Below are 26,602 nucleotides of genomic sequence, written 5' to 3' on the forward strand. Positions count from 1 at the left end.
CCCAAGTGGGCCATGACCTTGATCGAGCGCCTCCAGCGAGAGGGAATCCGACGGCTGGGCAGTCCGAAGCGGGGATTCCGGTACGTGCGAGCCGACGGGCGCCCGGTCCCTCGAGCGGAGTGCGAGCGCATCCAGGCGCTGAAGCTCCCCCCGGCCTGGACGGACGTGGCGATTTCACCCTCCGCGAAGTCGAAGCTTCAGGCGATCGGCAAGGACGGCGCGGGGCGGTGGCAGTACCGCTACCACGAGACCTTCACGCGGCGGCAGCAGGAGGAGAAGTACCGGCGCATCGTGGGCTTCGCGAGGGCGCTGCCCCGGATGAGGCGGAGGGTGAGCGCGGATCTGCGAAAGCAGGGCCTGGGGCGAGACAAGGTGCTGGCCTGCATGCTGCGAATCCTGGGCACGTGCTTCATCCGACCGGGCAGCCAGGTGTACGCGGAAGAGAACGGGAGCTTCGGGCTGGCCACGCTGCGAGCCCGGCACGTGAAGGTGGTGGGCGACACGGTGTACTTCGACTTCCCGGGCAAGAGCGGCCAGCAGCAGCACCGCGAGCTGAGGGATCGGCGGGTGGCGACGATCATCCGGCAGTTGCTGAAGGTGCCGGGACGGGACGTCTTCAAGTTCGTGCTGGATGACGGCTTCATCGTGGACGTGCGTCGGCGCCACATCAACGAGTACATCCAGGAAGTGATGGGCGTGGAGTACAGCGCCAAGGACTTCCGGACGTGGGCGGGGACGCTGATCTGCGCGTGCGCGCTGGCAAGGGCGCGGGAGCGGGTGAAGAAGGCGGCGGCCGAGGGCGGAGTGAAGGCGGCGAAGAAGACGATGGTGGCCGCGGTGCGAGAGGCCGCCGAGCACCTGGGCAACACGCCGGCGGTGGCGAAGTCCTCGTACATCTACCCCTCGGTGCTGGCGATGTTCGAGCAGGGCAAGGTGGTGGGCCGCTACTTCGAGTCCGTGGAGGAACTGGCGAAGCACGAGGGCCCCCACCTGCACTGCTCGGAGAAGGCCCTGCTGGACATGATCAAGGACGGCACCGTGGTGTGAGCCCACGCCTCCTGTCGGGCGCAGTTTGTCCGAACTGGTCTGCTTGTCATACCAGTTCGCAACCGGTCCGCCCACAGGGCACCTCCCTGGCTGGGCCGTTCCCTTTTGCGAGTGTGTCAGGCTGTCGTGGGAGACTCCGCGAGCACCTCGCCCGAGAAGGCCACTTCGAGCCCGCCGTACTCGGAGGGCGCCAGCGTCAGCGTCCAGCCATGCAGCTGCGCGACATTGTGGGTGATGTGCAATCCCAGCCCCTGTCCCTGCGGAGCACGAGTCCGTGCCGCGTTGCCTCGGAACCGACGCTCCAGCAACCGCGAGCGCTCCTCCTCGGGAATGCCCGGCCCATCGTCGATGACGCGCAGGTGGAACCGCCCCTGGCGCGTGGTCTCCAGCACCACCGCCACATGGCCGCCCTCGCGGCCGTACCGGATTCCATTGAAGACCACGTTGCTCACCGCCTGCTCGATCAGCGTGACGTCCCCGCGCACCCACGTGGACGCGGCGGGCACCCCGCTCTCCAGCGAGATCTGCTGCTGCCGGGCAATGGGCTGGTGCCGCCCCACCACCCGGGCGATCAGCGCGTTGAGATCCACCGGCGCCTGCTGGGCCTCCGGCGCCCCCGCCTCGAGCCGGGCCGCCGCGGACAGGTTGTGCACCAGCGAGGCCATGTAGTGCGCCTCGCTCATCGCCGAGGCCACCAGCGCTGACTCCAGCGGCTCTCCCCTCCCCGCCCGCTGCTCCATCGCCGACAGGTGCCCTTGCAGCACCGTGAGGGGCGTCATCACGTCGTGCGTGGTGTTGGCCAGGAAGTCACGCAGCGCCTGCTCCCGAGCCTCCTGCTGCGCCATCTGGCTCTGGATCTCCGTCCGCGCCTCCTGGAACGCGCGCGCCAGCTCACCGATCTCGTCACTGCCCCGGACGGAGATGGGCTGCTGGTACCCACTGCCCGCGGAGGTCCTCACCTCCTCCGTGAGCCGGCGGATGCGCCCCACCACGGGCCCCAAGGCCAGCACTACCGCCACGAGGACGATGAGCGTGGGCAGTCCCCAGAGCTCCAGCGACGGCAGGAACCCGAACGAAGCCCCCGAGGGCTCCATGCGCCGCGCGAGGATGTACGCGCAGGGCCCGCCCTCCCAGGGCATCCGCAACAGCACCTCCTGAACGATCATCCCGTCCGCTCGCGACTGGCGGGTGATCGTCGCCTGTCCCGAGCGCGCAGCCGCCCGCGTCTCCTCGTCCAGCCTGGGAGCCTGCGCGTTCCGCGAGACGAGCTGGCTGTCATAGGGGAAGAGCTGGACGGACCCGGGGCCTCTCCCCGGAGGCCTCCGGTCCCGATCCGGAGGAGGCCCGTGCGGAGGCTCCATGGGAGGCGGCCCTCGCTCCCTGCCCCCATGAGGAGGACCCGACGGCCCGAACAGGCCGAAGGGGTCGCCAGGCGGAGGCTCACCACGGTCATCCCTGGGAGGCGGCCGTCCCGGAGGGCGTCCTTCTCTCACCATCCAGGACTCGGGGGAAGCCTCGCAGCGCTCCCGCTCCCCCGCCTGCATCTGCGCGAGCGTGGACGCCTCGAGCACCTCCACCTGGGTGCGGCTCCGCAGCGATCTCTGCACGAAGCCCAGCCCGGCGATGAGCGGCACCGTCACCGCCACCGCCGTGAGCGCCAGGCGCAGCCGCAGCTTCACGAGCCATCCCCAGGCACGAGCCGATACCCCACCCCCCACACCGTCTCCACGCACTGCACGGGGCTGAGCTTGCGCCGCAGCCGCGACACATGGACGTCCAGCGTGCGCTCCGTCCCCTCCCGCTCCGGATCCAGCACGTGCTCGACCAGCCACTGCCGCGTCACCGCCTCGCGAGGCCGCCGGGCCAGCGCCGCCAGCAGCTCGAACTCCACCCGCGTCAGCTCCACCACCCGGCCCTGCACCCGCACCTCCCGGGCCTGGAAGTCGAGCCGCAGCGGGCCCACCTCCACGACGGCCTCCTCCTTCTGGAGCGAGGGCCGGCGAAGGCGCGCACGCACGCGCTCGACGAACTCCTCCGGCCAGAAGGGCTTGGTCATGTAGTCATCCGCCCCGAGCTTCAGCGAGCGCACCTTGTCCAGCGTGTCATTGCGCGCGCTGAGGATGAGGACAGGCACCTCGGAGAAGCCTCGGATGGCCTTGAGCATGTCCAGGCCGTACGTCCCCGGCAGCATCAGATCGAGCACCACGAGGCTCACGTCCGGCAACTCACCCGCCATGAGGCTCCGGCCCTCCTTCCACCACAGGGGCTCGAAGCCCGCGCCGCGCAGGTGCTCCACGATCTGAGCGCCCAGCTGCGGGTCGTCCTCCACCAACAGGATTCGCTCCCCCATGCCACACCTCCTCCCATCCACTGGCCGCGATGGCGCCGCGAGGGATGGATGGAACCGTACCGCCATCTTCGTAAGAGGTTCTTAAGATCCAGCCACTACCTTGAACATGGGACGCCGAGGGGCCGGTGGCGCTTCCCGGAAGTACCTGTTCCTCACCAGGAGCGTGTCATGAAGTTCAAGGTACACATCGTTGCCACGGCCGCACTGCTCGCGACCGGTTGTGCGCAGGAAGACGTCACCGAGAACGCCACGGTTACCGCCGCGGCCGCCATCACCGAGGCTCAGTCCACCGAGGTGCCCGTCCAGCTACAGCTGGCCATGGTGAACACCCGGCCCGTGGACCTCCGCCGGTGGACTCACGAGGGCCTCCAGTGCGACACGACGCCCACGAACACCCAGGTGGAAGTCTGCGGCAAGGAGTACCCCTCGGAGATCCACCTGGACTGGAGCGGCTGCCAGCTCCAGGGCTTCAAGCGCGAGGGTCGCCGAGGCCCCCCGCCCGCCCGAGACGGAAGCCCCCTCTCGAGCGGCGGAGGAGCCACCCGCTCCCCCGTCACCTCCACTGGAAAGGTGGACGTGGTGAGCACCACCACCGCGCAGGCGGCCTGCAGCGAGAGCACGCGGCTCGACGTCCAGCAGGAGGCCTCCTTCAACATCCAGCACACCCAGGAGGACGGTGAGCTCACCACGATCTCCGGCACCGTGACGTCCAGCAACTCCCACACCCAGGCCTCCGGCCCCCTGAGCCAGTCGAGCACCTTCGACACCACCCGGACGCGGGTGGACGCCTCCGGGAACACCGTCGACAGCGTACGCCTCACCGGGACGCTGGAGTCCTCCTTCAGCCAGTCCGAGGACGCGCGCACGCACACGAGCAACGGCACGCTGACGATGATCCAGGCCGATGGCAGTCACTCGACGGTGACGCTGACGGACGTGGTGCGGGTGCCCCGAGAGACGTGCGACTGGCCCATCTCCGGCAAGATCGCGCGCATCATCGACGGAGGCGCGAGCGTGCTCGTGTTCGGCCCCGAGTGCGGCCAGGCCACGCTCGATGGTGAGGCCATCACCCTGCCCTCGCACGGCGGTCCCGGTGGCCCGTGCGGCCGCGGTGACCAGGATGCCGGCGGTCGCGGAGGGCCGGGCGGCAGGATGGGCGGAGGGCGCTGATTCGCTGAACCGCTGAACCGGGCCGGGAGGAGCCGGACGTGGCGTAGGGGTTACCACGTCCGGCTTCGCTGTCCCGGCTCAGGGCTTCTCTTCGGAAGGCACTTCACCCGTCAGCACGCAGATGAGTGCGACGGGATCGCACTTCACCGGGAAGATTGGGTTGATGCCCGAGCCGCGCAGCCGGCCCACGCTGAAGTCCGGGTACGGATCGCACGCCGCCTCGTTGGGCTTGCCGCCACTGGCGCATCTCACCACGGGCCAGATGCCCTTCACGCGGTACTCCGCGCTGCAGCCGTTCTCCGTGTAGCGCAGGTCCGCGACGAACTGCGTCCCGGGGATCGCCGGCGTGTTGTAGATGCGCAGGTTGGACCACTCGTAGCGGAAGCTCTGGGCCGGCTGACTGTCGGCCTCGGGCACATCGAGGCTCGAGGCCGACAGCTCCGGCACGTCGCAGAAGTTGTCCTCGCCCGGGGACTCGGACGCCAGCGCCCCCACCGAGTACGGCTTGCCCAGCGCCTCGAGGTTGTCCTCGGGGGCGTAGTCCTCCGCCAGCCCTCCCAGCCGGGTCGTGCGGATCGCCACGGTGTCCGGCGCGGCGGGATCCTGGCTGAAGTACTTCTGCAGGCCCACCGGCTCCGCCGTCAACAGCGTGCACGGCCGGTCGGGGTTCGCCGTCCCTTCCTTCAACGTATAGGTGGCGGCGAACGAGCCGGTGGAGCCGTCCGACACGGCCCGAGCCACCGAGCACTGCCGCTCCGGATCCTGGGTGTTGCACGCGCTCAGCACGGTGGCCATGGCCACCGCGCCCACGCTCAGTCCCATCAGTTCACGCTTCATGGCAGGTGTTCTCCGGGCAGCAGGCTAGAAGCTGATCTTCGCGCCGAGGCGGATGGACCGCGGCGACTGGTAGGCGATCGGCCGCTTGAAGTTGGGGTTGACCTCATTCGGGGTGATGGGCTTGTCGTTGGCGGTCGCGATCACCCTGCAGTTGCCGCCCTCCACCCGGCAGGCCTCCACGTCCGCCAGCTTCTCCCCGTTCTCCAGGGCGTACACGCGGGTGAAGGTGAAGCTCTGGTCCACCGCCGTGTACTGCTGGAAGTTGAAGACGTTGAAGACATCCAGCGAGAGGCTCAGCACCATGTCCCGCGCGAGCTTCTGGTTGAAGCCCACGTGCGTGTCGATGTCGTGCACCCACGGCAGGCGCCCGGCGGTGCCGCGCGGCAGGATGAACGTCTCCGCGCCGCTGCGACGCGGGTGCGCTCCCAGCACGTTGATCACCGTCCCGGAGCGGCCACGGTAGCTGGCGCCGAGGTTGAGGCTCGTGGCGTTGCCGAAGGCGATCTCGCGCGCCCCGTAGGCCTTGACGTTGTGCGTGCGGTCGCCGGGCAGCAGGCCGTACCGGTTGGTCGTCAGCGAGAGCAGATCGAAGTCGCGCGTCAGGTTGGGCGACAGCTGGCCGGTGTCCGCGCGGAACAGGCCCGAGTAGTTCCCCTGCAGCCGCGACCAGGTGTAGCTGGCCTGGGCGAGCCACTGGTTGGAGAAGTTCTTCTGGTAGTAGAGCGACACCCCGTCGTACTTGCGCACGGCCCGCGGGAAGTCCGTCGAGTACCCCTTGCCGGGGTTGCCGATGAAGAAGGTGCTGCCGTCATCCCGGCTCATGTCCTCGATGACGTCGTTGAGCGTGCGCCGGGTGTACGTCAGGCCCAGGCGGCCCAGGAGCAGCTCGTACTCACCGCCGACGACGATCTCGTCCATGGACTGGGGCTTGATGTCGGGGTCCACGGGCACGCGATCGCCGCCCTCCACGTTCCAGAACTGGTTGGGGCTCTCGTCGTTGCCGATGGCCTGGCGGTACTCGTTGCTGGCGCAGGCCGTCCGCAGGGACACCGGATCGGCCGGGTTGCACGCCGGCGCGTCATAGGTGGCCGACATGAGCTGCTGCTGCGGGAACGAGAGGTCCGCCATGTCCAGCGTCATGCTCTCGTAGAAGCGCGCGAAGTTGACGAAGAGCTTGGAGCGGCCCTGCTGGGTGGGATCGTAGATGACGCCCAGGCGCGGGGACCACTGGTTGGGCAGATAGAGCCCCACCTTCCCGTCCAGCCCCCACACGGTCTGCGCGTCGTAGCGGACACCGACGTTGGCGGTGAACTTGTCGAGCACCGTCCAGCTGTCCTGGATGAAGCCACCCACCGTCATGGACTTGGAGGTGCCCTCCTTCGTCTCCAGGAAGACGGGCTGGTCCGGCGCGTCCAGGTAGCCGTACTGGGTGGAGCTGAACCAGCACGTGCCGTTGGTGCACTCCGTCCAGGGCGTCAGGCCGGTGCGCGCGCGGTTGTTGTAGAAGCTCAGCCGCTCCAGATCGAGGCCGGCCTTCACCACGTGGTGGCCCCGCCACTGGAAGAGGTAGGTGCCCAGCACCTTGCCCTGGATGCGATCCAGCTTCTGGATGCTGATGGTGCCGGGGCCTCCCGTCGAGTACGCGCTCACCGGGCAGCGCGTCGCGCGGCGGTCCGTCGTGGTGTCGGTGGGCAGCAGCTCCACCGGCGAGTCACACACCGACGGATCGGGAATCTCCTCGAACTCGGTGATGCTGTGGAAGTCCCGCCCCACGTCGCCCAGCCTCGTGGCCGGACTGCGGGTGCGCCGGTAGTTGATGCGCGGCATGCTCGACAGGCCCTCGCCCGAGTTCAGCCCCGAGTCATCCGACGGGAGGATCGTGTCCTCCTGGTGGTGCCAGCCCACCGTGGCGTCGACGAGCAGCTTCTTGCCGAAGAACGAGGAGGACTGCTTGGCCACCAGGTCCATCGCGTCGTTGCTGCGCAGGGTGGCGATGGAGTCATAGGAGCCCTGCACGAAGCCGGTGCAGGACAGGCCGGCGCACACCTCGGGGTCGCCGTCGTCGCTGAAGGAGTACTTGCCCCGCCCGCCCGACGAGCGCGGCGTGCCGAACACGGAGACCGAGAGGTTGTGGTCCGGGTTGAAGGCGTAGGTCAGCTTGGCCGTGTACTGCAGGCTCCGCTCGTCCGCGAAGCGCTGGGTCTGGGTGCCCTCGATGGGCGTGGCCAGCACGTACTTCGTCGCGGGATCCACCCGCGCGGCGCCCACGGAGTTGCAGCCGTTGGGCACATCCACCGCGGTGCAGATGTCCAGCGTGCTGAGCTGGCGCTCCACCTGGATGCGGTTGAAGGACGGCGCCACGCCCACGTAGAACCAGAACTTGTCCTTGAGGATGGGGCCGCCGAGATCGAAGCCGAAGTCTCCCAGGTTCCACGGCTTGCCCTGGGCGCTGATGACGGAGCCCGCCTGGAGGATCGCCGTGCCCGACTCCTGCATGAAGCCCGGGGCCACGTTGGCGAAGACGGAGCCGTGGAACTCGTTGGAGCCGGACTTGGTGACGACGTTGAGGATGCCACCGGTGGAGCGGCCATACTCGGGCATGTAGCCGCTGGTGATGACGTTGACCTCCTGGACGAACTCCACGGACAGCGGCGTGCCCACCGTGCCCACGCTGGGATCGTTCACGGACAGGCCGTCCACGACGTACTGGCTCTCCGGCGAGCTGCTGCCGCTGACGCTCACGCCGTAGCGGTCCGAGACGGCGCCGGGGGCCAGCTCGGCCAGCGACTCGAAGGAGCGCGACGCCGAGCCCTTGCTGCCCGGGCGGATGACGGCCACGTTGCGCAGGAACTCCTCGTCCACGCTGATGCCCACCGCGCTGGAGCCGACGTCCACGGTGAACGGCTGGCTGGAGATCTCGATCACCTCACTGAGGTTCTCCGGGAGCAGCTCGACGTTGACGCGGATGGTGCGGTCGATGCGCAGCGCGACCTCCGAGCGCGCGAAGGGCTTGAACTCCGCGGCCTCCACGCGGAGCGTGTACTGCCCCGGCGGCAGCTGCGAGATGCGGTAGGCGCCCGCGGCATCCGTGACGACGACCCGCTCGCCCTGGAGCTGGGGTGCGGTGGCCGTGATGACGGCGTCCGCGATCGGCTGCTTGGACTCCGCGCTGACGACGGTGCCGATGATGACCGAGTTGCCCTGGGCGAGCGCCCCGGACCCCAGCAGCATGGCGACGAGACACAGGCCCCGAGCCAGATACGCACGTTTCGACAAGTCGACCCCTCCGGAAATGGCGGGCGCACTTTGTCTCAAAGCGGACGGAAGCCCAAATCCCATCTGAGGACCGGTGGAAAAAGGGAAGTTGGGATGCGCTGCGGCAACGCCGGAGCGAAAGAGCCACACCCCTGGTGAGGCTCTGCTGGTACATCCAGGGCTCCACCACCCCTCCGAGGAGCCCGGGCATGGCCAAGCGCGCCTCCAACGGCCGAGGCAGCCAGAAGACCATCGAGCGAGACGTCATCCCCGAGGGGGTGGACGTGCCGGACCGGGCGCTGTTCTTCAACCGGGAGCTGTCCTGGCTGGCCTTCAACGATCGGGTGCTGCAGCTGGCCGAGGGCAGCTCGGTGCCGCTGATGGAGCGCGTGAAGTTCTGCGCCATCTACGCGCGCAACCTGGATGAGTTCTTCATGATCCGGGTGGCCCGACTGCACGAGCAGCACCGCGCGGGCGTCTCCCGGCTGGTGCCGGATGGGGCCACGCCGGGAGAGACGCTCGACAAGCTGCACGAGGGCATCCGGGCCCAGGGGCGGCGTCACAGCGACTGCTTCGAGCGGGTGCTGCGTCCGGCGCTGGCGGAGAAGGGCCTGCGCATCCTCTCCATGAAGGAGCTGGACACGGAGGCGCGGGCGCAGATGGACCAGCGCTTCCGCGAGCAGATCTTCCCGGTGCTGACGCCCCTGGCGATCGGGCTGGGACGGCACTTCCCGTACATCTCCAACCTCTCGGTGAGCCTGGCGGTGCTGCTGAGGGATCCGGTGGCGGAGGTGGAGAACGTGGCGCGGGTGAAGGTGCCCAAGGAGCTGCTGCCGCGCTTCGTGCCGCTCAAGAGCGGAGGCGGGACGGCGTTCGTGCCGCTCGAGGACATCATCGCCTGCCACCTGGGCACGCTGTTTCCCGGCATGGAGGTGCTGGACTACGGGCTGTTCCGGGTGACGCGGGACGCGGACTTCACGGTGTCCGAGGACGCCGAGGATCTGCTGGTGGCGGTGCAGGACGAGCTGCGCCAGCGCCGCTTCGGGGACGTCATCCGCCTGGAGCTTCAGGCGGGGATGAACCGGAAGCTGTGCGAGCCGCTGGTGGAGGCGCTCGGGCTGGAGCCTCGGCAGGTGTACGAGGAGCAGGGGCTGCTGGCGCTGGCGGATCTGCACGCGGTGGTGTCCACGCCGGGCTTCTCCGAGCTGAGGGATCCGCCGTGGACGCCCGTCACCCAGCCCCGGCTGCGCCCGGACCCGGACGCGGAGGGCGGCACGACGGTGATGGCGGCGATGCGCCGGGGCGATCTGCTGGTGCACCACCCCTACGAGTCCTTCACCACCTCGGTGGAGCGCTTCGTGACGGAGGCGGTGGAGGATCCGGACGTCCTGGCCATCAAGCAGACGGTGTACCGCACGTCGGACAAGTCACCGCTGGTGCCGGCGCTGATCCGCGCCACGGAGGGCGGCAAGCAGGCGGTGTGCATGGTGGAGCTCAAGGCCCGCTTCGACGAGCGCACCAACATCCAGTGGGCGCTGGCGCTGGAGGAGGCGGGCGTGCACGTGGTCTACGGCATCCCCGGGCTGAAGACGCACGCCAAGGCGATCCTGATCGTCCGCCGCGAGGGAGAGAAGATCCGCCACTACGTGCACATCGGCACGGGCAACTACAACCCGAAGACGGCGCGGCTCTACACGGACATGGGGCTGTTCACCACGGACCCGGAGCTGGGCGCGGACGTGGCGGACCTGTTCAACTACCTGACGGGGTTCGCGCGCCCGCAGACCTTCCGCAAGCTGCTGGTGGCGCCCATCAACCTGCGCGAGGGGCTGCTCGCGGAGGTCCGCCGCACGGTGGCCGCGCACTCGAAGGACAAGCCCGCGCGCATCCAGATGAAGATGAACGCGCTGGTGGATCCGGTGATGATCCGGGCGCTGTACGACGCCTCGCGCGCGGGCGTGAAGGTGGACCTCAATGTGCGAGGGATCTGCTGCCTGCGTCCCGGGGTGCCCGGGGTGTCGGAGAACATCCGGGTGGTGTCGCTCCTGGGACGCTTCCTGGAGCACCCACGCATCTATCTGTTCGAGCGCGGCGGCGAGGCGCGCTGCTTCATCGGCTCGGCGGACCTGATGCCGCGCAACCTGGACCACCGCGTGGAGGCGCTGGCGCCCGTGGAGGACGCGCAGCTGCTGGCCCAGGTGCGCGACGTGCTCGAGCGGTGCTTCGCGGACAACACCCACGCCTGGGAGCTCGCGGCGGACGGCACCTGGCGCCGCCGCAAGCAGCAGGACGGAGAGAAGCGCTGGGCTCAGGGCGAGCTGATGGAACGCGCGGTGCGGCTGGCACAGGCCGCCACGGGCCGCCCGATGCCTTGACGAGCGACGCGCTTCAGGTGCTCGCCACCCGCGCGGCCACGGGCTGAGCGGCGGGCCGCATCGCCGCGAGCGTCTGGCGGATGCCCTCCTCGTAGGGCGTCTTGCGCACCTCTCCCAGCAGCCCGCGCAGCGCCGAGTCGTCCATCAGCACCGGCGTGGTCTGCAGGTAGTGCATCTCGACGAGCTCGCGCATGAGCGGGTTGAACAGCCCCAGGGCCCGCACCAGCAGCGGGCCGGCGACGCGGAGCTTCGGAGGGCGCCCCACCTCCGCGAAGATGCGCTCCACGAGCGCTCGCTGCGTGATGACGCCCGCCCCAGCCAGGTTCCACGTCCGGCCGTAGGCGCGCGGCTCCTGCATGAGCGCGGTGACGACAGGCCCCACGTCGGGGACGAAGACGAACTCATGCGGGGTATCGATCGGCCCGATGAGGTTGGCGCGGGTGCCCTCCACGGCGGCCTTGAAGGCGCCGTGAAGCAGGCTGCGCTCGACTCCCGGCCCGTAGAAGTCCGGCAGCCGCAGGATGGTGGTCTGGAGCCCGCCGCGCCCGTGGGCCTCGAGCACCAGATCCTCCTGCTGCTTGCGCATCTGCCCCTTGAAGGTGTGGGGCTCGCGCGGGTGCGCCTCGGTGACCTTCTCGGTCTGGGGACGCCCGAAGGGATACACCGTGCCGATCTGCACCAGGCGGGAGACTCCCGCCGCCACTGCCCCCTCGATCGTCTGGCGCATGATCACCGGGTGGAGCTTGAACTCCCAGTAGGGCACGCCGACCAGGTAGACGAGCGTGTCCACACCCTGCGCCGCCGCACGCACGGAGGCGGGCTCGTCCGGGTTCCACGTGACGATCTCCGCCAGGGGATCGGCGCCGAACTCGGCCTGCAGCGAGCCTCTCGAGCGCCCCACCACCCGGTAGGGTTGGCCGGCTGCCCGCAGCGCCGCTGCCACACTCCTCCCGATAGCTCCCGCTGCTCCAACCAGTGCGACCTTGCCCATGACCTGCTCCTTCTTTCGAACACCCAAGAGAAGAGTGAACACCGTTCACTGAACGCCGTTCATTTAATGTTGGCCGTTCTGTTCGTCAAGCCTTAGAGTTCAGCCCATGGGCAGCGCCGAGCGAAAGCAGAGGCAGAAAGCGCAGTTACGCGAGCAGATCCTGGCAGCGGCGCGGGACATCGTGGTGCGGGAGGGATTCCGCGGGCTGTCGATGCGCAAGCTGGCGGACGCGGTGGAGTACGCGCCGGCGACGCTGTACCTGCACTTCCAGAACCGGGATGAGATCGCCCAGGAGCTGTGCGCGGGAGGCTTCCAGGAGCTGTGGAGCTTCCTGGAGCCCGCGGCCTCGGTGGCGGATCCGCTGGAGCGGCTGCGCGTGGCGGCCGAGCGCTACGTGCGGTTCGGCGTGAGCCATCCGGAGACCTACTCCTTCATCTTCCTGGAGGATCCGAAGATCACCAGCGCCGTGCTGCGAGGTACTCCCAAGGAGGGAGGCGAGCGGTCGTTCCACCTGCTGATCGGAGCCTTTCAGGAGCTCCACACCCAGGGCCGGCTGGCACCCGGCGCGGACCCGCAGCGGCTGGCGGAAGTGCTCTGGGCGGGGCTGCACGGGGTGGTGAGCCTCGAGCTCACGTGCTCGGACTTCCTTCAGACGCCGGCCGAGGTGCTCTCCGCGAGCATGCTCCAGAGCCTGCTCACCGGGATGCTCCTGCCGGGTTCTGACGCTCGAGCCGCCCGGACGCCTGGCTCCTGACGGGCGAGGCGGCGAGCAGGCACCTGTTCCCGCGCGTAGGCGCCCCTCCTCTCCTCCGAACCCGCTACGCTCGGGTCCGTGAGCGAGTACGTCACCCACCGCGACGCGCTGACGGGCCCCCGGCTGGAGTCCCTCCGGGAGGCCCTGCTGGCGTCACGCTTCGTGGCACGCAGCCCGCTCATGGGGACGTTCCAGGCCAGCAAGGGCTTCGCCTTCATCTTCACGGAGGCGGGCCAGGCCACGCTGCTGGAGCGCTTCCCCTTCCTGAGCGCCTACCTCTCGCTGGTGCAGAATCCGGCGACGACGCGCGGACTGCTGCCGTGGCGCGAGCGACTGTTCGGCGCGCGCAAGGATCGCCTCCGGCCGAACGCCTTCTATCTGAACCTGCTGCTGCTCGAGGCCGGCAAGAGCGTGGGGCGCCACATCGACGCCACGCTCCAGGATCCGAGCGGCGTTCCAGGCGCGGTCCCCGAGCACGTCAGCGTGCTCTACCTGGAGGTGCCGACGGGGGCCCAGGGCGGAGCGCTGCACCTGCTGAGGGAGGACCAGTCGGTGGGCAAGGTCCATCCCCGCCGCGGGCTCCTGGTGCAGTTCCGCGGTGACCTCCAGCACGAGGTCCAGCCCTTCACGGGCGGCCCGGAGGGAGCGCTCCGGGCGAGCCTCGTCTGCGAGCAGTACGCGTTTGGCCCGGAGGCGCTGGCGCGCATCCCAGCGTTCCGGATCCAGTCCAAGGCAGGCTTCGCCGCCTACCTGGACGCGCATCGAGATCGCGAATCGGCAACACAGTAGATGCGCTCTAGGCCGCCAAGGCGGACCGCATCGCCTGGGTGGCGTACCCGAAGGCGGGACAGCTCGGGACGGATCTCAATCGGGATGTGCTCTGGAAGCACCTGCTGAAGGAAGGCATCCAGGGCGTGCGCCAGGTCGCGCTCGATCCCGTCTGGAGCGCCATGCGCTTCCGCCCGGGGGCGTGAGCAACAAGCGCCCCACGGCAGGCGTCCTCAGCGAAGCGACGCGACGAGCTCGTCGAGCTGGTCCATCGTCTCGCGCATGCCGTGCTCCATGCCCGAGGCAAGAGCCCCCTCGCGAGCCTCCTTCGACGGATACAGCTCGTGCGAGACCAGGTGCGTCTTGCCATTGCGCTCGGTGAGCGTGACAGTGACGACCACCGGCGAGTCCGGGAACGGCTCGAAGATCTGCGTGTACACCAGGCGCGAGTGCGGAGTGAGCTCGGAGTACTCGCCATAGAACGAGAACTGGTCGCCCGTGTCGCGCCGCAGGGTGTAGCGATACTTGCCGCCCACCCGGACGTCGGCCTCGCACCCGACGACTTCGACGCAATGGGACTTGGGCGCCCACCACCGCTTCACCAGCTCGGGTCGCGTCCAGGCGTCGAACACGATGCGTGCCGGCCCGTTGAACGTGCGCGAGATGATGATCTCGCGCTCGGCCTTGAGCTCCATCGTGGTGAGGTTTCTCGGGGCGGCGGTCTCACTGCTAACGCTTGCGATCATCGTCCTTCTCCTTGTCCTTGAGCTCTTCAATGAGCTCGTCCAGTTCCCCGAAGCGCGCATCCCAGAGCTGGTGATAGCGCTCGAGCCATTCATGAAGTTGGCGGAGAGGCTCCGCGCGCAGCTCGTAGAGCCGCTGCTGGGCGCGCGGCTGCACCTCGACGAGCCCCGCCTCCTTCAAAACGCGTAGGTGCTTCGAGACCTGCGGCTGGTTGAGCTGCAGCCGCTCGCCGATCTCGTTCACGGGGCAAGGCCCGGAGCGCAGCAGCTCGACGATTCGGAATCTATTGGGCTCGGCAAGAGCCGCGAACGTCTCGACCATGATGCACATATGCCCATTCAGGCATATGCCTGTCAAGGCATATTCTAAAATGGGGGGACAGCCGAGCGAGCGCGCGCCCCTACCCCACCCGGATGCGAACCACGCGCGAGCCGCCCGCGATGAGGTCGTGCTTGCCCTGGCGGAGCGGGATGGAGCGGAGCGTCACGCTGATCACGATCCATCTGAAGACGCGAGCGGAAGCCACGGTGACAAGCATGGTTCTGGGGACCTCCTTGAACCGGCCCGACACCACCGAGGGGAGTTCTTCTCGAAGGGACTGCTTCCCGAGGACCGAAACCCGGGAAAGGTCCTGGCCTACGCGGTGGCCTGAGTCATTCCGAAGAAGAGCATGCATCCTGGAGGGAGGCGCCTGAGCCAAGACAACTGCCCGGCCAAGGAGGCACCCTGTGAGCGAACCGGTACCGAACTGGTATGACAAGAAGACCAGTTAGTACGAGGGATCCGGCTGAGGCGGGGACGTCAGCTTGAATGCCGCGAATACCACGAGCCCTCCCACCACCGCCGTCGCACTGGCCGAGAGCCACCACGGGACGACGAGGATGAGCCCGAAGGAGCCTCTGTCATGGCACTCTCGATCAAGACCGTCCGCGAGCGGCGACCTCCCCTGCCATGCAAGGCGTCGGAGGCCTATCAGGATACGCCGGCTCATGGCTCTCCCGAGGTGGGCTGGCGGGGAGCATCGTAGACAGGCATGTAACAGCCGCCCTCGTAGTCCACAGCGGTGGGTCCGCATGGTGGCTTCGCGGTCCCGATAGGTACCCAGCATCCACCGTTGATGACGCGCTGCAGGCGCGGCTCGCAAGGCGGCTTGCGCTGACCCGGTAATGGCGTGTTGGGCATTTTCGCTCCGAGCACATAGGAGGGCATCACCACTCGGCCCACATCATGCGCGCTCGACAGCACCTCATCCGCCACGCCGGCATCAGGGATCTCTGGAGAGGGCGATTGCCGCTGCTGTTCCACTACGAAGTACGAGGGATCCGGCTGAGGCGGGGACGTCAGCTTGAATGCCGCGAACACCACGAGCCCTCCCACCATCGCCGCCACGCTGGCCGAGAGCCACCACGGAATAACGAACTCCGGCGGCGGGCCCGGCTTGGATGCGCGCTCCGTCTTGGCTGCGGAAGTCGTTGGGACAATGGGCTTGGAGGCGTCCTTGTCGCCGGCCGCTTCCAAGAAGCCGACGGCCAGAGCCTGTGCTGGTGGGCGCGAGTGCCGCTCTTCGGAGAGCGCTGACAGAACAAGCCGCTCGAGGCCCTTGCTCACCGTGGCCAGGTCGCCAGGCGGAAGCACCCGCCGCTGCGGACCAGAAACCTCCTCAGGGACTGGCGGATACATGCGGGTGCACATCCGGTAGGCCGCCACTCCCAGCGCGTAGATGTCATCCGGAGGGCCGGCCTCGTAGGGCTCCCCTGTCTTCCGGTGCGCCCAGACCCAGCGGTGGGCCTCGGGCGTGCGGTAGCTGCTGGTGCCCGGAGGCAAGACCGAGTCCGTCAGTTCCTTCGCTCCGGCATAGGTGCCGCAACCCCAATCGAGCAGGACGGCGCGTCCCTCGACCGTGACGAGCACGTTGTTTCCCTTCACGTCGCGGTGCAGGCCGTCGGCGGCGTGCGCCACAGCCAGGGCCTCCGCCAGTTGCGCCAGGAGTTGCAGCACCTCTGCCGACGTGCGCGGTCGCTCACGCGCCCAGTCGTACAGGAGCACTCCCTCCACCCACTCCATGACGACATAGGGGAACAGCAACCCCTCCTCCCCCGTCCACCAGCCCCGATCCTCGAAGCGAGGCACCGAGGGATGCACCACGCGCTGCAACAGATCCACCTCGCGCACGAAGCGCGGGTCGTCGGGATGCAGGGCCAGCTTCAGCGCGAAGCTGCCGGCTTCGGGGTGGCCGGCTCGCTCCACTCGAAAGATGAGCCCGAAGGAACCCCTGTCATGCCGCTCTCGCACCACCCACGGGCCTATCCCCACTCCGGGGACCATCTCGGGATGCGGACGCGTGTCGCGAAGAGTCATGGCTGCCCTCCCAGGTCGGCAGCTCATGACCCTACCTCGCAAGGTGGGTCAGGCACCAGATGCGGCCCACGAGCACTGGGACGGGAGGGACCACAGCCTCGATCCCAAGGTGATTCCCCGAGGAGAAGCCCCTGAAACTGAAAACCCCGGTCTCCAGCGAGCTGGAAACCGGGGCCTCAGGACTGCGGAGTTGCGGGGGCAGGATTTGAACCTGCGACCTTCGGGTTATGAGCCCGACGAGCTACCAGGCTGCTCCACCCCGCGACACTGTGCTGCGACTCTCAGTAGAACGACGGAGCCCCTTCCGGTCATTCCCGGAAGGGGCTCCGGTGCTTCCAGTTGCGGGGGCAGGATTTGAACCTGCGACCTTCGGGTTATGAGCCCGACGAGCTACCAGGCTGCTCCACCCCGCGACAAAGGCGAGGGCTAAGTACCGCCCTCCCCCCAGTGCGTCAACACCTTTTTCCGGAGCCCACCCCTCAGACCTTCTTGTTCTTCAACAGGTCCGCGAGCGTGCCGAATCCCTTGCCGCCACCGCCGGTGGGCTTCTGGCTCTTCTGCCACGCGTCCAGCTCCGCGCGCTCCTCCGCCCGCTCGGCCGCAGTGATCGACAGCCGGATCTTCCCCGACGCGTCGATGTCCAGGATGGCCACCTTCAGCTCCTGGCCCAGCGAGTAGTGCTTGCGCAGATCCGTGCCGCGATCCGTGCCCGTCTCCGCCGCCGGGATGAGGCCCTTGCCGCCCGGGAACTGCAGGAACACGCCGTAGGGCTCGATGCGATCCACCTTGCCCACCACCACTTGGCCCACCTTCGGGCGCGGGGCCGCGGGCTCGGCCGGCTTGGCAGCCTTCGCTTCGGGGGCCGGACGCTCCTCGGGAGGACGCTGCGCCTCCTCCTCGGTGATCTTCCGCAGGCCGATCCGCTTCTCGTTCGGATCGATCTTCTCGATCACCACCCAGATCGTCTCGCCCTCCTTCACCACGTCACGCGGGTGCGCGATACGGCGATCGGACAGCGCGGAGATGTGCACCAGGCCATCCACGCCCGGCCGCAGCTCCACGAAGGCGCCGAACGCCTGCAGCCGGACGACCTTGCCCTGCAGCCGGTCGCCCTCCTTGAGGGTGGCCAGCGCCGCCTTGAACGGATCCTCCTGGCGCGAGCGCATGGACAGCGTGATGCGCTCCTTCTGCTTGGCCTTGTCCGGCGAGTTCGGCTGGGCCGCCTCGAGACGGAGGATCTCCACCTCCACCTCGTCGCCCACCTTCACCACCTCGCTGGGGTGGCCCACGCGCACGTGGGACAGCTCGGAGACGGGGATCATCCCCTCCACGCCGCCCAGGTCCACGAAGACGCCGAAGTCACGCACGCCGGTGACCTTGCCCTTGACGACCTTGCCCTCGGACAGGCCCTTGCGCGTCTGCTCCGCCAGCTTCTTCTGCTCCTCCTCGAGCAGCGCGCGCCGCGACAGCACCACGTTGCGCTCGCGCACCTCGGTGACGCGGAAGGTGAGCTTCTCGCCGATGAACTGATCCGGCTTCTCCACGAAGCGGATGTCCAGCTGGCTGATGGGGCAGAAGGCGCGCACATCGCCGATGGCCACCTCGACGCCGCCCTTGTTCACCCCCAGCACCATGCCCTCGACAGGCATGCCCGAGGCGCGCGCCTCGGCCAGCATGGCCATGTTCGCGCTGCCCTTGGTCAGCGCCCGGCTCAGCTGGATGCCGCGAGCGCCCGCCTCGATGACGTGCGCCTCGAGCGTGTCGCCCACGCCGTAGCGCAGGATGCCCTCGTCGTCCTTGAGCTCGCGCAGCTCGATCATCGCCTCGCTCTTGACGCCATCGAGCGACACGAACGCGGTGTCCGCGCCGAGCTGGAAGATCTTGCCCGTCACCTTCTCGCCGATGCGCACGCTGCGCCGGGCAGGGACGCCGCCCTCCTTCACCTGCGCCTCGAACATCTGCGCGAAGGACTCGCTCTCGGGCACCTCCTCATAGAGGGCGCTGCTCGGAGCAGGCGCGGGAGCCGGGCGCGGCGTGGGAGCAGGCGTCGGCGCGGGCGTCGGAGCGGCCGTGGCCTCGGCGGCTGGAGCCTCACCCGCCGGAGCCGACTCGGTCGCCGCGGCGGGCTGCTCGCCCACCGGGCCTCGCGTCTCGATGACGCCCGAGGCGCGCTTCACGACGACCATCGGGCCCTGGGGCTTGCGCTCACCCCCGCCCTTGCGCTCGCCGCCGCCGCCACCACCGCGCGGACCGCGATCGCCACCGCCACCGCCACGGGGACGCCGATCCTCGCGAGGAGCGCCAGCGGACGCGCCGCCATTCTCTCCCTCGGGCTTGGGACGCGCCTCGCGCTCACCGCCGCCACGGCGGTCCGGCCCACCACGGCCGCCCCGGTCTCCTCCCCGGTCGCCGCCGCGATCGCCGCCACGGCCCTCGCGCTCGCCACCGCGGCCCGAGGGGATACCGAGCATCACGTCACCGAAGGTGGCCTTTGGCTTCTTGGGGCCAAACCCACCTGCTCCAGAACCGCTCTTCTCGTCGCTCACTGCCGAGACCTTCCTGAAGGAAATCCTGGCCAGGTTTCAGGCCAAACGGGGCTGCTGAAAAAGGCGGCGCACTCTACACGGGCTCCACGCTCGGACGGAAGTCGCTTGAAGCGATTCGCATGCACCGCATCCGTTGCCCAACGCCGGAGGCCTGCCGCTCCATCCTTATGAAGCGTAAAGAATCCAGCCGTCCGGCTCCCCGCCTGCCCTCCGGGACTACCGCTTCACGAGCCTCCGGAACCGACGGAACACCGCGAGGGCCTGGGGCATGCCCAGGGCCGCCGTGAGAGCGAAATAGACGATTCCAAAGGGAAGAATGACGCCAGCGGCCGTGATGACCGGGTGCAGCGCGGGAGGTACGAGCACGCCCCCACCCCACTCCTCCGCCACCCCCGCCATGGGCCCCAGCAACCGCGCCAGCAGCAGCTTGACGCCCAGCGCCACGAGCCCGGCCCCGGCGGCACAGGCCCACAGCTTCGGCAGCAGCCCAGGAGGTGGACCTACATGGCCCCCTATGCGCCCAGCCAGGCTCCGGCGCAGCAGCCACGCCTCCAGCCAGGCGACCGCGCCCGAGACGCCCGTAATGAAGAAGCCACCCAGGTGCCGAGGCAGCCCCAGCAGGCCAGGCAGGTACAGGCCCAGGGCCCAGGTGAGGCCCGCGCTCACGGCCACTCGGAGGACAGCGAAGCGCAGGGGCGTGTTGGGATCCTTCAGCGCGTAGAAGGCGGAGGAGTAGAGCCGGCCCACCGTGGAGGACACCAGGCCCACCGCCGCGCCCATCAACAGGTACCAGACGAAGCGCGAGTCCGCGGCGGTGAAGCGACCCGTCTGCAGGAGCGTGGCGCCCACCACGTCACCAATGAAGAGGAACGCGGCGGCCGAGGGCACGACGAAGAAGGCCACCCGGCGAGAGGCGGCGTCCAGGCGCTCGCGCAGCTTCGCGCTCACCTCCTCGGGGGCCGCGCCGCCGGTGGTGCGAGACATCTCCGGCAGCTCGGCGGCGGACACCGCCATGCCGAACAGGCTCACGGGGATGAGGTAGATCGTCTGCGCGTAGAAGAGGGAGGACAGGGTCCGCTCGGACAGCAGCGACGCCACGGCCGTGTCCACATAGGCGCTGATCTGCACCACGCCCCGGCCAATCACCACCGAGACGAAGCTGCGCAGCACCCGGCGCACCGAGGCGCTCGCCACGGAGAGCGCGGGCCGGAACCGCCCCAGCAGCCGCAGCACGGACGGCACCTGCACGGCGAACTGGAGGAAGCTGCCCAGCACCACCGCATGGGAGAGCCACTCCACCAGCCGCTGCTCGCCGCTGCGCCCGCCCATGGCCACCAGCGTGGCGATGAGGACGAGGTTCCACGCCACCGGCGCCAGGTAGGACAGCAGGAAGCGGCGATGGCTGTTGAGGATGCCCAGGCACCACGCCGACATCACCAGCAGCCCCGTGCCGGGGAAGATGATGCGCACCAGCTGGATGGCCAGCGCGCGGGACTCGCCCTCGAAGCCCGGGGCGATGAGGTCCACGAACAGGGGCGTGGCGAGCATGCCCACCGCCACCACCGCGCTGACGGCCACCGCGAGCAGCCCGAAGATGGCCCCCGCCAGCCGGTCCGCCTCCTCCTGCTTCTTCTCTCCCAGGAGCTGGGCGTACACCGGGATGAAGGAGCCGGAGAGCACCCCCTCGCCGAAGAGGTTCTGCAGGAAGTTGGGGATGCGCAGCGCCGCTCGGAAGACGGCCGCCGCCTCCGCGTTTCCCAGGTAGTGGGCGAAGACGCGCTCGCGCACCAGGCCCATCAGGCGCGAGGCGAGGATGCCGGCGGCGACGAACAGCGCACCCCGGCCACTGCCCTGCTCGGGCTTCTGGGCGGTCGGAACGGAAGTGGTCAAGAGCGCGCGGCAATCTACGCGGGACGTTCACCGCCATGAAGCAAGAAGACAGCCTGCCACTGTTTTCCTTGACGGTGCCCCCTGCAGGCCGCAATGGTCCGGCCCGATGGCGGGTCCCGCGGACAGCGATCTGTTGAATGACGTGGCGCGCATCCGGCGTGTGCTGGCGCGCGAGCTGGAGACCATCAACGAGTACGAGGCGTTCGCCCAGGCCTCCTCGCACCCCGAGGTCCGCGCCTTCTTCCTGCACCTGGCCGCCGAGGAGAAGGAGCACGTCTCCGAGGCCACCCAGATGCTGCGCATGCTGGACAGCGCGCAGAACGCCCACTTCGCCAATCCCATCGAGCCGGGCCACTTCCAGAAGGCCATCGGCGCGGCCACCGCTCCCTCGGCTGCCACCTCTCCTCCCCCCGCGCCCACGCCTGCTGGCGGCGGGAACACCGCGGGCCGTCCTGTCGAGCCCATCTCCCACCTCCCCCCTCAGCGCGTCATCTACGGTCTGACCGCTCCTCCCTCCGAGAACGCCTACCCGCTCACCGTGGGTTCGCTCAGGCGTCCCGGCGGCGGGGGCGGTGGCCGGGGTGGCGGTCGCTGACGATTTCTCCTCTAGAGGAGCTTGCCGATGCCTGACTTCCTTGGACATGCAGAGAACCCGCTCCGTGAAGAGGAGTGGTCCCGCCTCAATGAGACCGTGATCCAGGTGGCGCGCCGCTCCCTGGTGGGCCGCCGCATCCTGGACATCTATGGTCCGCTGGGCGCGGGCGTGCAGACGGTGCCCCACGACGAGTACCAGGGCGTCTCCGCGGGCGCGGTGGACATCGTCGGCGAGCAGGAGACGGCCACCGTCTTCACGGATCAGCGCAAGTTCAAGACGATCCCCATCATCTACAAGGACTTCCTGCTGCACTGGCGCGACATCGAGGCGGCCCGCATCCACAACATGCCGCTGGACGTGTCGGCCGCGGCCGGCGCCGCCGCCCTCTGCGCACAGCAGGAAGACGAGCTCATCTTCTACGGCGATCCCAAGCTCGGCCACGAGGGGCTGATGACGGCCACCGGCCGGCTCACCGTGCCGCTCGGGGACTGGACGAACCCGGGCGCCGGCTACATGGCCATCGTCGAGGCCACCCGCAAGCTCAACGAGCACGGCCACTACGGCCCCTACGCCGTGGTGCTCTCGCCGCGCCTGTACTCGATCCTGCACCGCATCTTCGAGAAGACGGGCGTGCTGGAGATCGAGACCATCCGCCAGCTCGCCTCGGACGGCGTGTTCCAGTCCAACCGGCTGCGCGGGGACTCGGGCGTGGTGGTGTCCACCGGCCGCGAGAACATGGACCTGGCCGTGGCCATGGACATGGTCACCGCCTACCTGGGCGCCTCGCGGATGAACCACCCGTTCCGCGTGCTCGAGGCGCTCATCCTGCGCATCAAGCACCCGGACTCCATCTGCACGCTCGAGGGCGCCACCCCTCCTCCGCAGCGCAAGTAGGCCCGGGAAGCAGCACGCGCCCATGGTCAAGGTCCTGGTCCTCGACGACGAGGCGAACCTGCGCAAGGTGCTCGCCGCCATGCTGCGGCGAGAGGGCTATGACGTCACCGTCGCCATGGACGGCGAGCAGGGCCTCGCCGAGTTCCAGAAGAACGGCGCGGACATCGTCGTCACCGATCTGGTGATGCCCAAGGTGGGCGGCATGGAGGTGCTGTCCACCATCAAGGGCGCCAACCCGGACGTGCCCGTCATCATCATCACCGCCCACGGCACGGTGGACTCCGCCGTGGAGGCCATCAAGGCCGGCGCCTTCGACTACATCACCAAGCCCTTCGATCAGGCGGAGCTGTCGGCCGTCATCGCCAAGGCCTCCAAGGCCCACGAGAGCAACCGGCGCTCGGTGCGCCCGGACATCAAGGCGCGCGCGGCCATCATCGGCGAGTCCGCGCAGATCCAGGACGTCTACAAGATCATCGACAAGGTGGCGGACACGCCCTCCACGGTGCTGATTACGGGCGAGAGCGGCACGGGCAAGGAGCTCATCGCCACCGCCCTGCACGGCGCCTCCAGCCGCCGGGACAAGCCCTTCATCAAGATCAACTGCGCGGCCATCCCGCACAACCTCATCGAGTCCGAGCTGTTCGGCTACGAGCGCGGCGCCTTCACCGGCGCCGTCACCTCCAAGCCCGGCCGGTTCGAGCTGGCCGACGGCGGCACGCTCTTCCTGGACGAGATCGGCGAGATCCCCGTGGAGATGCAGGTGAAGCTGCTGCGCGCGCTCCAGGAGGGCGAGTTCGAGCGCGTGGGCGGCATCAAGACGACGCGGGTGGACGTGCGCCTCATCGCCGCCACCAACCGCGATCTCCAGGCGGAGATCGAGGCCGGGCGCTTCCGCAAGGATCTCTACTACCGGCTGGCGGTGGTCCCCATCGGGCTGCCCGCCCTGCGCGAGCGCCGCAGCGACATCCCCATGCTCGCGCGGCACTTCGTGGACAAGTACAACCGCCGCCTCAACAAGAAGATCGAGGACATCGGCGACGACGCGATGGCGCTGCTGCAGGCCTACAACTGGCCCGGCAACATCCGCGAGCTGGAGAACCTCATCGAGCGCGTGCTGCTCTTCGCGGACGGGCCGCTCATCACCGCCAGGGATCTACCGGAGCCGGTGCGGCAGGGCGCGGGTGCCCCGCATCCAGGCTCGCCCGCCAGCTCCTCGGGGGTGGAGGCGCCCACGGGTGAGGCAGGGCTCAAGGACATCATCCGCATGAAGGCGGCCGAGCTCGAGAAGGACCTCATCACCAAGGCCCTCGAGGAGACCGGCGGCAACGTGACGCGAGCGGCCAAGCTGCTGCAGATCAGCCGCAAGAGCCTCCAGACGAAGATGAAGGAGTTCGGCCTGCGCGACACCGCCCCCGAGGGCAAGGACGAGGGCAAGGACGAGGGGCCAGGCAAGGACGAAGGTCCGGACGAATGAACGGCAGTCGCCGAAATATCCCCGCGAAGACGGGGGTTTCGGCCCGGCGTACCGCTCGACACAGGGAGCCAGCATGCGGCCGTCTCTTCCCACACTCGGTGAACCCCCGAAGCGCAGCCGCTTCGGCTCCGTCGTCGTCTTCTCGCTGATTCTGGGCGGGGCGGCTGGAGGCGTGTGGTGGTGGAAGCAGAACAAGGGCGCGCTGCCGCTCCAGCAGCCCCCTGCCGCCGTCGCCGTCTCCCCGCAGGACGCGGGCACGACGACCGCCGCGGCGCCCACGCCTCCTCCGGCGCCGGTGGATCCGCTCGTCGCGGCCGGCCTGCAGCGCGCCTCGGTGAAGATCGACGGTCCGCTGGAGACGGCGCTCGTCCAGGCCTCAGGGCCCACGGTGGGACCCGCGCTGGCGCAGGTGGTGACGCGCAGCCTCGTGTGGTGGGTGCGGGTGCCCAACGAGATCCTCCGTGGGGACACCCTGGACGTGCTCTACCAGCCGCGCGAGGGCGAGGAGCCGCTCGTGCACGCCGTGCGCTTCGTGAGCGGCAAGACGGGCCAGACGCACCGCGCCTACCGCTTCGTGGTGGACGCCACCGCCCGCTTCTACCAGCCGGACGGCCAGGAGATGGAGGAGCGCCTGGAGCACTCGCCGCTGGACGACTACGAGCAGGTGACGTCCCTGCTGCGCGACGGCCGAGGCCACAAGGGCGTGGACTTCAAGGCGCCGGTGGGCACGCCGGTGAAGGCTCCCTTCACGGGAGTGGTGAAGCGCAAGAACTGGAACTTCAGCAGCAACGGCAACTGCATCGAGTTGGAGGAACTCGGCGGCAAGCGGCGGCGTGCGCTCTTCCTCCACCTCTCGGAGCTGCCGAAGAGCCTCAAGGCCGGCGCGCGCTTCTCCCTGGGCCAGGTCATCGCCGAGAGCGGCAACAGCGGCCGCTCCTACGCCCCGCACCTGCACTATCAGCTCATGACGCAGGATGACCGGGTGATCGATCCGTTCGAGAGCCACCGGACCTACCGGCGCACCCTGGACGCGGACCGGCGCTCGGCCCTCGATGCCGAGATCCGGCGGATGGACTCGCTGCTGAGCCCGCCCGTGGCTGGCAACTGAGACCCATTTCTTGACACCCCTGCGCATGGCGGCTAGCGTCGCTGCCAATTTCTCAACAGTTCTCAGGGGTTAGGCCACCGTCGTCCGCAGTCCCGAGGGGCTGCCGACATCCGCGGGCCCTGGGAGCTCCTAGGGGTTTTCGGAGGTCGGATGTCGAGGCTTCGCGCCACTCTCGCCGCGCTGCTGCTGGGCGCCCCGCTGGCAGCTCATGCCGCGGATGTCACCCGCATTGCTTCCTCGTTCGACGAGGACGATCCGTTCGATCTGTTCCTCGACGTCTCCTTCGAGCGCACGCAGACCCGCTCCAAGATCACCCGCGAGCAGCTCGATCCGCTGGGAGAGAACGGGCGCGCGGATGTCTCGGAGGTCTGGCACAAGAGCACCGACTCGCGCCTGAACCTCCGGATGGCGATCGGGCTCTACAAGGACCTCGAGCTGTCCTTCGGGCTGCCGCTCATCCTCCAGCAGAACGACAGCTACAGCTTCGTCTCGGGGACGAGCGCGGAGAATTCCACCCTCGTCCGCAACTGCATCAACCCGGACGGCACGATCATCGATCCCAACTGCACGACGGACCGCACGGGTGAGCGCGCCCTCTTCACGGTCCCGTCCACGCACAAGCGCGGCGGCCTGGGCAACATGCACTTCGGCCTGGCGTACGCCTTCTTCAACCAGCAGCGGGACGAGACCAAGCCGATGTGGATCGTCGGCCTGGACTACGAGGCGCCCACCGCCAAGATGCGCGATCCGAGCGAGAACAACACGGGCGACGAGCGCGGCAACGTGGGCGACCGCGTCCACAAGTACACCTTCTACACGACGCTCTCGCGGAAGATGGGCGTGGCGGAGCCGTACTTCAAGGTGCACTACACCCTGCCGGTGCAGGGCCCGGGCATCTACTCGAACTGCTTCAACCCGGAGACGCAGGGTCGCCCGGAGAACTGCTTCCAGGACCCGTGGAGCCGCAAGGAGACCGGCATCCAGGCTCCGCAGACGGGCGGCTTCCTGTTCGGCACCGAGTTCACCCCGTTCAACGACCGGACGAAGAACCAGAAGTTCGCGCTCGATTTTCGCATCATCGGCAACTACGTGGGCGATGGGCGCTACTACAACGAGCTGAGCGCGGGCCTGGGCAGGCTGCTGGCCACGCAGGACTACTTCCAGGTGGGCGGCCGGCTGGGCGCAGTGGCGAGCGCCGGTGAGGCCTTCACGCTGCGCGCCTCGGGCATGTTCCTCTACAACACGGACCACACCCTCACCAACGAGACCATCGGCCAGGATCGCGACCGCAATGGCGGGGTGGACGTGAACGGCGAGGGCGAGCCGTCGCCCGAGGTGAACCCCAACTTCGACTTCCGCACGGACCTGGTGTCCCGTCGCTTCCGGGCGACCGAGTCGAAGGTGTTCCGCCTCGAGCTGTCCGCCTCGTTCGCGTTCTGAGGCGGC

22 protein-coding genes and 2 tRNA genes are annotated in these 26,602 nt (G+C 68.8%); 11 read left to right on the top strand and 13 right to left on the bottom strand.

Translation table 11 applies throughout. From position 1 onward, the window contains the following. The first annotated feature begins 12 nt into the window (after positions 1-12). A complete protein-coding gene (locus KY572_RS28240) occupies positions 13-1,047 on the top strand; it encodes a DNA topoisomerase IB (protein ID WP_224246092.1) in 1,035 nt (344 codons plus the stop codon). Between the two features lie 116 nt (positions 1,048-1,163). On the opposite strand, the gene KY572_RS28245 is transcribed toward KY572_RS28240, so the two are convergent. Further along, the gene (locus KY572_RS28245) at positions 1,164-2,726 is read right to left on the bottom strand and encodes a sensor histidine kinase (RefSeq protein ID WP_224246093.1); all 1,563 of its coding nucleotides are present in this window, start codon (positions 2,724-2,726) and stop codon (positions 1,164-1,166) included. Continuing rightward, complete coding sequence (locus KY572_RS28250; protein WP_224246094.1) at positions 2,723-3,397, bottom strand: response regulator transcription factor; 675 nt, start codon at positions 3,395-3,397, stop codon at positions 2,723-2,725. Before KY572_RS28250 ends, KY572_RS28245 begins: the two co-directional genes overlap by 4 nt. A 168-nt stretch (positions 3,398-3,565) precedes the next feature. On the opposite strand from KY572_RS28250, the gene KY572_RS28255 reads away from it, so the two are divergent. Next, on the top strand, positions 3,566-4,567 hold the full coding sequence (locus KY572_RS28255; RefSeq protein WP_224246095.1) for a hypothetical protein: 1,002 nt from the start codon (positions 3,566-3,568) through the stop codon (positions 4,565-4,567). A 78-nt stretch (positions 4,568-4,645) separates the two neighbouring features. Here KY572_RS28255 and KY572_RS28260 read toward each other — a convergent pair whose 3' ends face one another. After that, a complete protein-coding gene (locus KY572_RS28260) occupies positions 4,646-5,404 on the bottom strand; it encodes a hypothetical protein (protein WP_224246096.1) in 759 nt (252 codons plus the stop codon). A 24-nt stretch (positions 5,405-5,428) separates the two neighbouring features. Continuing rightward, complete coding sequence (locus KY572_RS28265) at positions 5,429-8,680, bottom strand: TonB-dependent receptor (protein WP_317987912.1); 3,252 nt, start codon at positions 8,678-8,680, stop codon at positions 5,429-5,431. A gap of 188 nt (positions 8,681-8,868) precedes the next feature. Here KY572_RS28265 and ppk1 point away from each other — a divergent pair, with 188 nt between their 5' ends. Next, positions 8,869-11,034 (top strand): polyphosphate kinase 1, encoded by a 2,166-nt coding sequence (ppk1, locus tag KY572_RS28270; protein WP_224246097.1) that lies wholly within the window; start codon positions 8,869-8,871, stop codon positions 11,032-11,034. Between the two features lie 13 nt (positions 11,035-11,047). On the opposite strand, the gene KY572_RS28275 is transcribed toward ppk1, so the two are convergent. After that, positions 11,048-12,025, bottom strand: a complete 978-nt coding sequence (locus KY572_RS28275) for an NAD-dependent epimerase/dehydratase family protein (protein ID WP_224246098.1) — start codon at positions 12,023-12,025, stop codon at positions 11,048-11,050. A 106-nt stretch (positions 12,026-12,131) separates the two neighbouring features. Between KY572_RS28275 and KY572_RS28280 the strand changes: the two genes are divergently transcribed. From KY572_RS28280 to KY572_RS28290, 3 genes are all read left to right on the top strand, one after another. Further along, a complete protein-coding gene (locus KY572_RS28280) occupies positions 12,132-12,779 on the top strand; it encodes a TetR/AcrR family transcriptional regulator (protein ID WP_224246099.1) in 648 nt (215 codons plus the stop codon). A gap of 78 nt (positions 12,780-12,857) precedes the next feature. Next, positions 12,858-13,568 (top strand): 2OG-Fe(II) oxygenase, encoded by a 711-nt coding sequence (locus KY572_RS28285; RefSeq protein ID WP_224246100.1) that lies wholly within the window; start codon positions 12,858-12,860, stop codon positions 13,566-13,568. A gap of 38 nt (positions 13,569-13,606) precedes the next feature. Next, positions 13,607-13,753 (top strand): hypothetical protein, encoded by a 147-nt coding sequence (locus KY572_RS28290; RefSeq protein WP_224246101.1) that lies wholly within the window; start codon positions 13,607-13,609, stop codon positions 13,751-13,753. Positions 13,754-13,780: 27 nt separating this feature from the next. On the opposite strand, the gene KY572_RS28295 is transcribed toward KY572_RS28290, so the two are convergent. The 8 genes from KY572_RS28295 to murJ form a co-directional block, all read right to left on the bottom strand. Next, positions 13,781-14,293 carry an SRPBCC family protein gene (locus tag KY572_RS28295; protein ID WP_224246102.1) on the bottom strand — a complete coding sequence of 171 codons (513 nt, stop codon included), beginning with the start codon at positions 14,291-14,293 and terminating at the stop codon, positions 13,781-13,783. Further along, on the bottom strand, positions 14,277-14,612 hold the full coding sequence (locus tag KY572_RS28300; protein ID WP_224246103.1) for an ArsR/SmtB family transcription factor: 336 nt from the start codon (positions 14,610-14,612) through the stop codon (positions 14,277-14,279). The genes KY572_RS28295 and KY572_RS28300 overlap by 17 nt, the downstream gene beginning before the upstream one ends. A 79-nt stretch (positions 14,613-14,691) precedes the next feature. Next, a complete protein-coding gene (locus KY572_RS28305) occupies positions 14,692-14,829 on the bottom strand; it encodes a hypothetical protein (RefSeq protein WP_224246104.1) in 138 nt (45 codons plus the stop codon). Positions 14,830-15,278: 449 nt separating this feature from the next. Then, entirely contained in the window at positions 15,279-16,649 is a 1,371-nt protein-coding gene (locus tag KY572_RS28310) for a serine/threonine protein kinase (RefSeq protein WP_224246105.1), read from the bottom strand. Between the two features lie 190 nt (positions 16,650-16,839). After that, positions 16,840-16,913: transfer RNA gene (locus tag KY572_RS28315), tRNA-Met, on the bottom strand. A gap of 75 nt (positions 16,914-16,988) precedes the next feature. After that, positions 16,989-17,062 (bottom strand) — tRNA-Met (locus KY572_RS28320). 66 nt (positions 17,063-17,128) lie between these two features. Next, the gene (locus KY572_RS28325; RefSeq protein WP_224246106.1) at positions 17,129-19,195 is read right to left on the bottom strand and encodes a S1 RNA-binding domain-containing protein; all 2,067 of its coding nucleotides are present in this window, start codon (positions 19,193-19,195) and stop codon (positions 17,129-17,131) included. Between the two features lie 216 nt (positions 19,196-19,411). Further along, positions 19,412-21,028 carry a murein biosynthesis integral membrane protein MurJ gene (murJ, locus tag KY572_RS28330; protein WP_224246213.1) on the bottom strand — a complete coding sequence of 539 codons (1,617 nt, stop codon included), beginning with the start codon at positions 21,026-21,028 and terminating at the stop codon, positions 19,412-19,414. Between the two features lie 163 nt (positions 21,029-21,191). Here murJ and KY572_RS28335 point away from each other — a divergent pair, with 163 nt between their 5' ends. The 5 genes from KY572_RS28335 to KY572_RS28355 all read left to right on the top strand — a co-directional run bounded on the left by KY572_RS28335 (position 21,192) and on the right by KY572_RS28355 (position 26,596). After that, positions 21,192-21,680 (top strand): ferritin family protein, encoded by a 489-nt coding sequence (locus KY572_RS28335; RefSeq protein ID WP_224246107.1) that lies wholly within the window; start codon positions 21,192-21,194, stop codon positions 21,678-21,680. A 27-nt stretch (positions 21,681-21,707) separates the two neighbouring features. Then, complete coding sequence (locus tag KY572_RS28340; protein WP_224246108.1) at positions 21,708-22,574, top strand: family 1 encapsulin nanocompartment shell protein; 867 nt, start codon at positions 21,708-21,710, stop codon at positions 22,572-22,574. 22 nt (positions 22,575-22,596) lie between these two features. After that, positions 22,597-24,048, top strand: a complete 1,452-nt coding sequence (locus tag KY572_RS28345) for a sigma-54-dependent transcriptional regulator (protein ID WP_224246109.1) — start codon at positions 22,597-22,599, stop codon at positions 24,046-24,048. A gap of 73 nt (positions 24,049-24,121) precedes the next feature. Next, the gene (locus KY572_RS28350; RefSeq protein ID WP_224246110.1) at positions 24,122-25,156 is read left to right on the top strand and encodes a M23 family metallopeptidase; all 1,035 of its coding nucleotides are present in this window, start codon (positions 24,122-24,124) and stop codon (positions 25,154-25,156) included. 150 nt (positions 25,157-25,306) lie between these two features. Continuing rightward, on the top strand, positions 25,307-26,596 hold the full coding sequence (locus KY572_RS28355; RefSeq protein WP_224246111.1) for a hypothetical protein: 1,290 nt from the start codon (positions 25,307-25,309) through the stop codon (positions 26,594-26,596). The last annotated feature ends 6 nt before the right edge of the window (positions 26,597-26,602 follow it).

Source organism: Hyalangium gracile, assembly GCF_020103725.1.
GTDB classification, from domain to species: Bacteria; Myxococcota; Myxococcia; order Myxococcales; family Myxococcaceae; genus Hyalangium; species Hyalangium gracile.

Coding starts and splice junctions, on each gene's coding strand:
- KY572_RS28280 (WP_224246099.1), top strand. CDS start 12,132: ATGGGCAGCGCCGAGCGAAAGCAGAGGCAGAAAGCGCAGTTACGCGAG.
- KY572_RS28350 (WP_224246110.1), top strand. CDS start 24,122: ATGCGGCCGTCTCTTCCCACACTCGGTGAACCCCCGAAGCGCAGCCGC.
- ppk1 (WP_224246097.1), top strand. CDS start 8,869: ATGGCCAAGCGCGCCTCCAACGGCCGAGGCAGCCAGAAGACCATCGAG.
- KY572_RS28240 (WP_224246092.1), top strand. CDS start 13: ATGACCTTGATCGAGCGCCTCCAGCGAGAGGGAATCCGACGGCTGGGC.
- KY572_RS28295 (WP_224246102.1), bottom strand. CDS start 14,293: ATGATCGCAAGCGTTAGCAGTGAGACCGCCGCCCCGAGAAACCTCACC.
- KY572_RS28305 (WP_224246104.1), bottom strand. CDS start 14,829: ATGCTTGTCACCGTGGCTTCCGCTCGCGTCTTCAGATGGATCGTGATC.
- KY572_RS28340 (WP_224246108.1), top strand. CDS start 21,708: ATGCCTGACTTCCTTGGACATGCAGAGAACCCGCTCCGTGAAGAGGAG.
- KY572_RS28300 (WP_224246103.1), bottom strand. CDS start 14,612: ATGGTCGAGACGTTCGCGGCTCTTGCCGAGCCCAATAGATTCCGAATC.
- KY572_RS28335 (WP_224246107.1), top strand. CDS start 21,192: ATGGCGGGTCCCGCGGACAGCGATCTGTTGAATGACGTGGCGCGCATC.
- KY572_RS28275 (WP_224246098.1), bottom strand. CDS start 12,025: ATGGGCAAGGTCGCACTGGTTGGAGCAGCGGGAGCTATCGGGAGGAGT.
- KY572_RS28255 (WP_224246095.1), top strand. CDS start 3,566: ATGAAGTTCAAGGTACACATCGTTGCCACGGCCGCACTGCTCGCGACC.
- KY572_RS28310 (WP_224246105.1), bottom strand. CDS start 16,649: ATGACTCTTCGCGACACGCGTCCGCATCCCGAGATGGTCCCCGGAGTG.
- KY572_RS28355 (WP_224246111.1), top strand. CDS start 25,307: ATGTCGAGGCTTCGCGCCACTCTCGCCGCGCTGCTGCTGGGCGCCCCG.
- KY572_RS28260 (WP_224246096.1), bottom strand. CDS start 5,404: ATGAAGCGTGAACTGATGGGACTGAGCGTGGGCGCGGTGGCCATGGCC.
- KY572_RS28250 (WP_224246094.1), bottom strand. CDS start 3,397: ATGGGGGAGCGAATCCTGTTGGTGGAGGACGACCCGCAGCTGGGCGCT.
- KY572_RS28345 (WP_224246109.1), top strand. CDS start 22,597: ATGGTCAAGGTCCTGGTCCTCGACGACGAGGCGAACCTGCGCAAGGTG.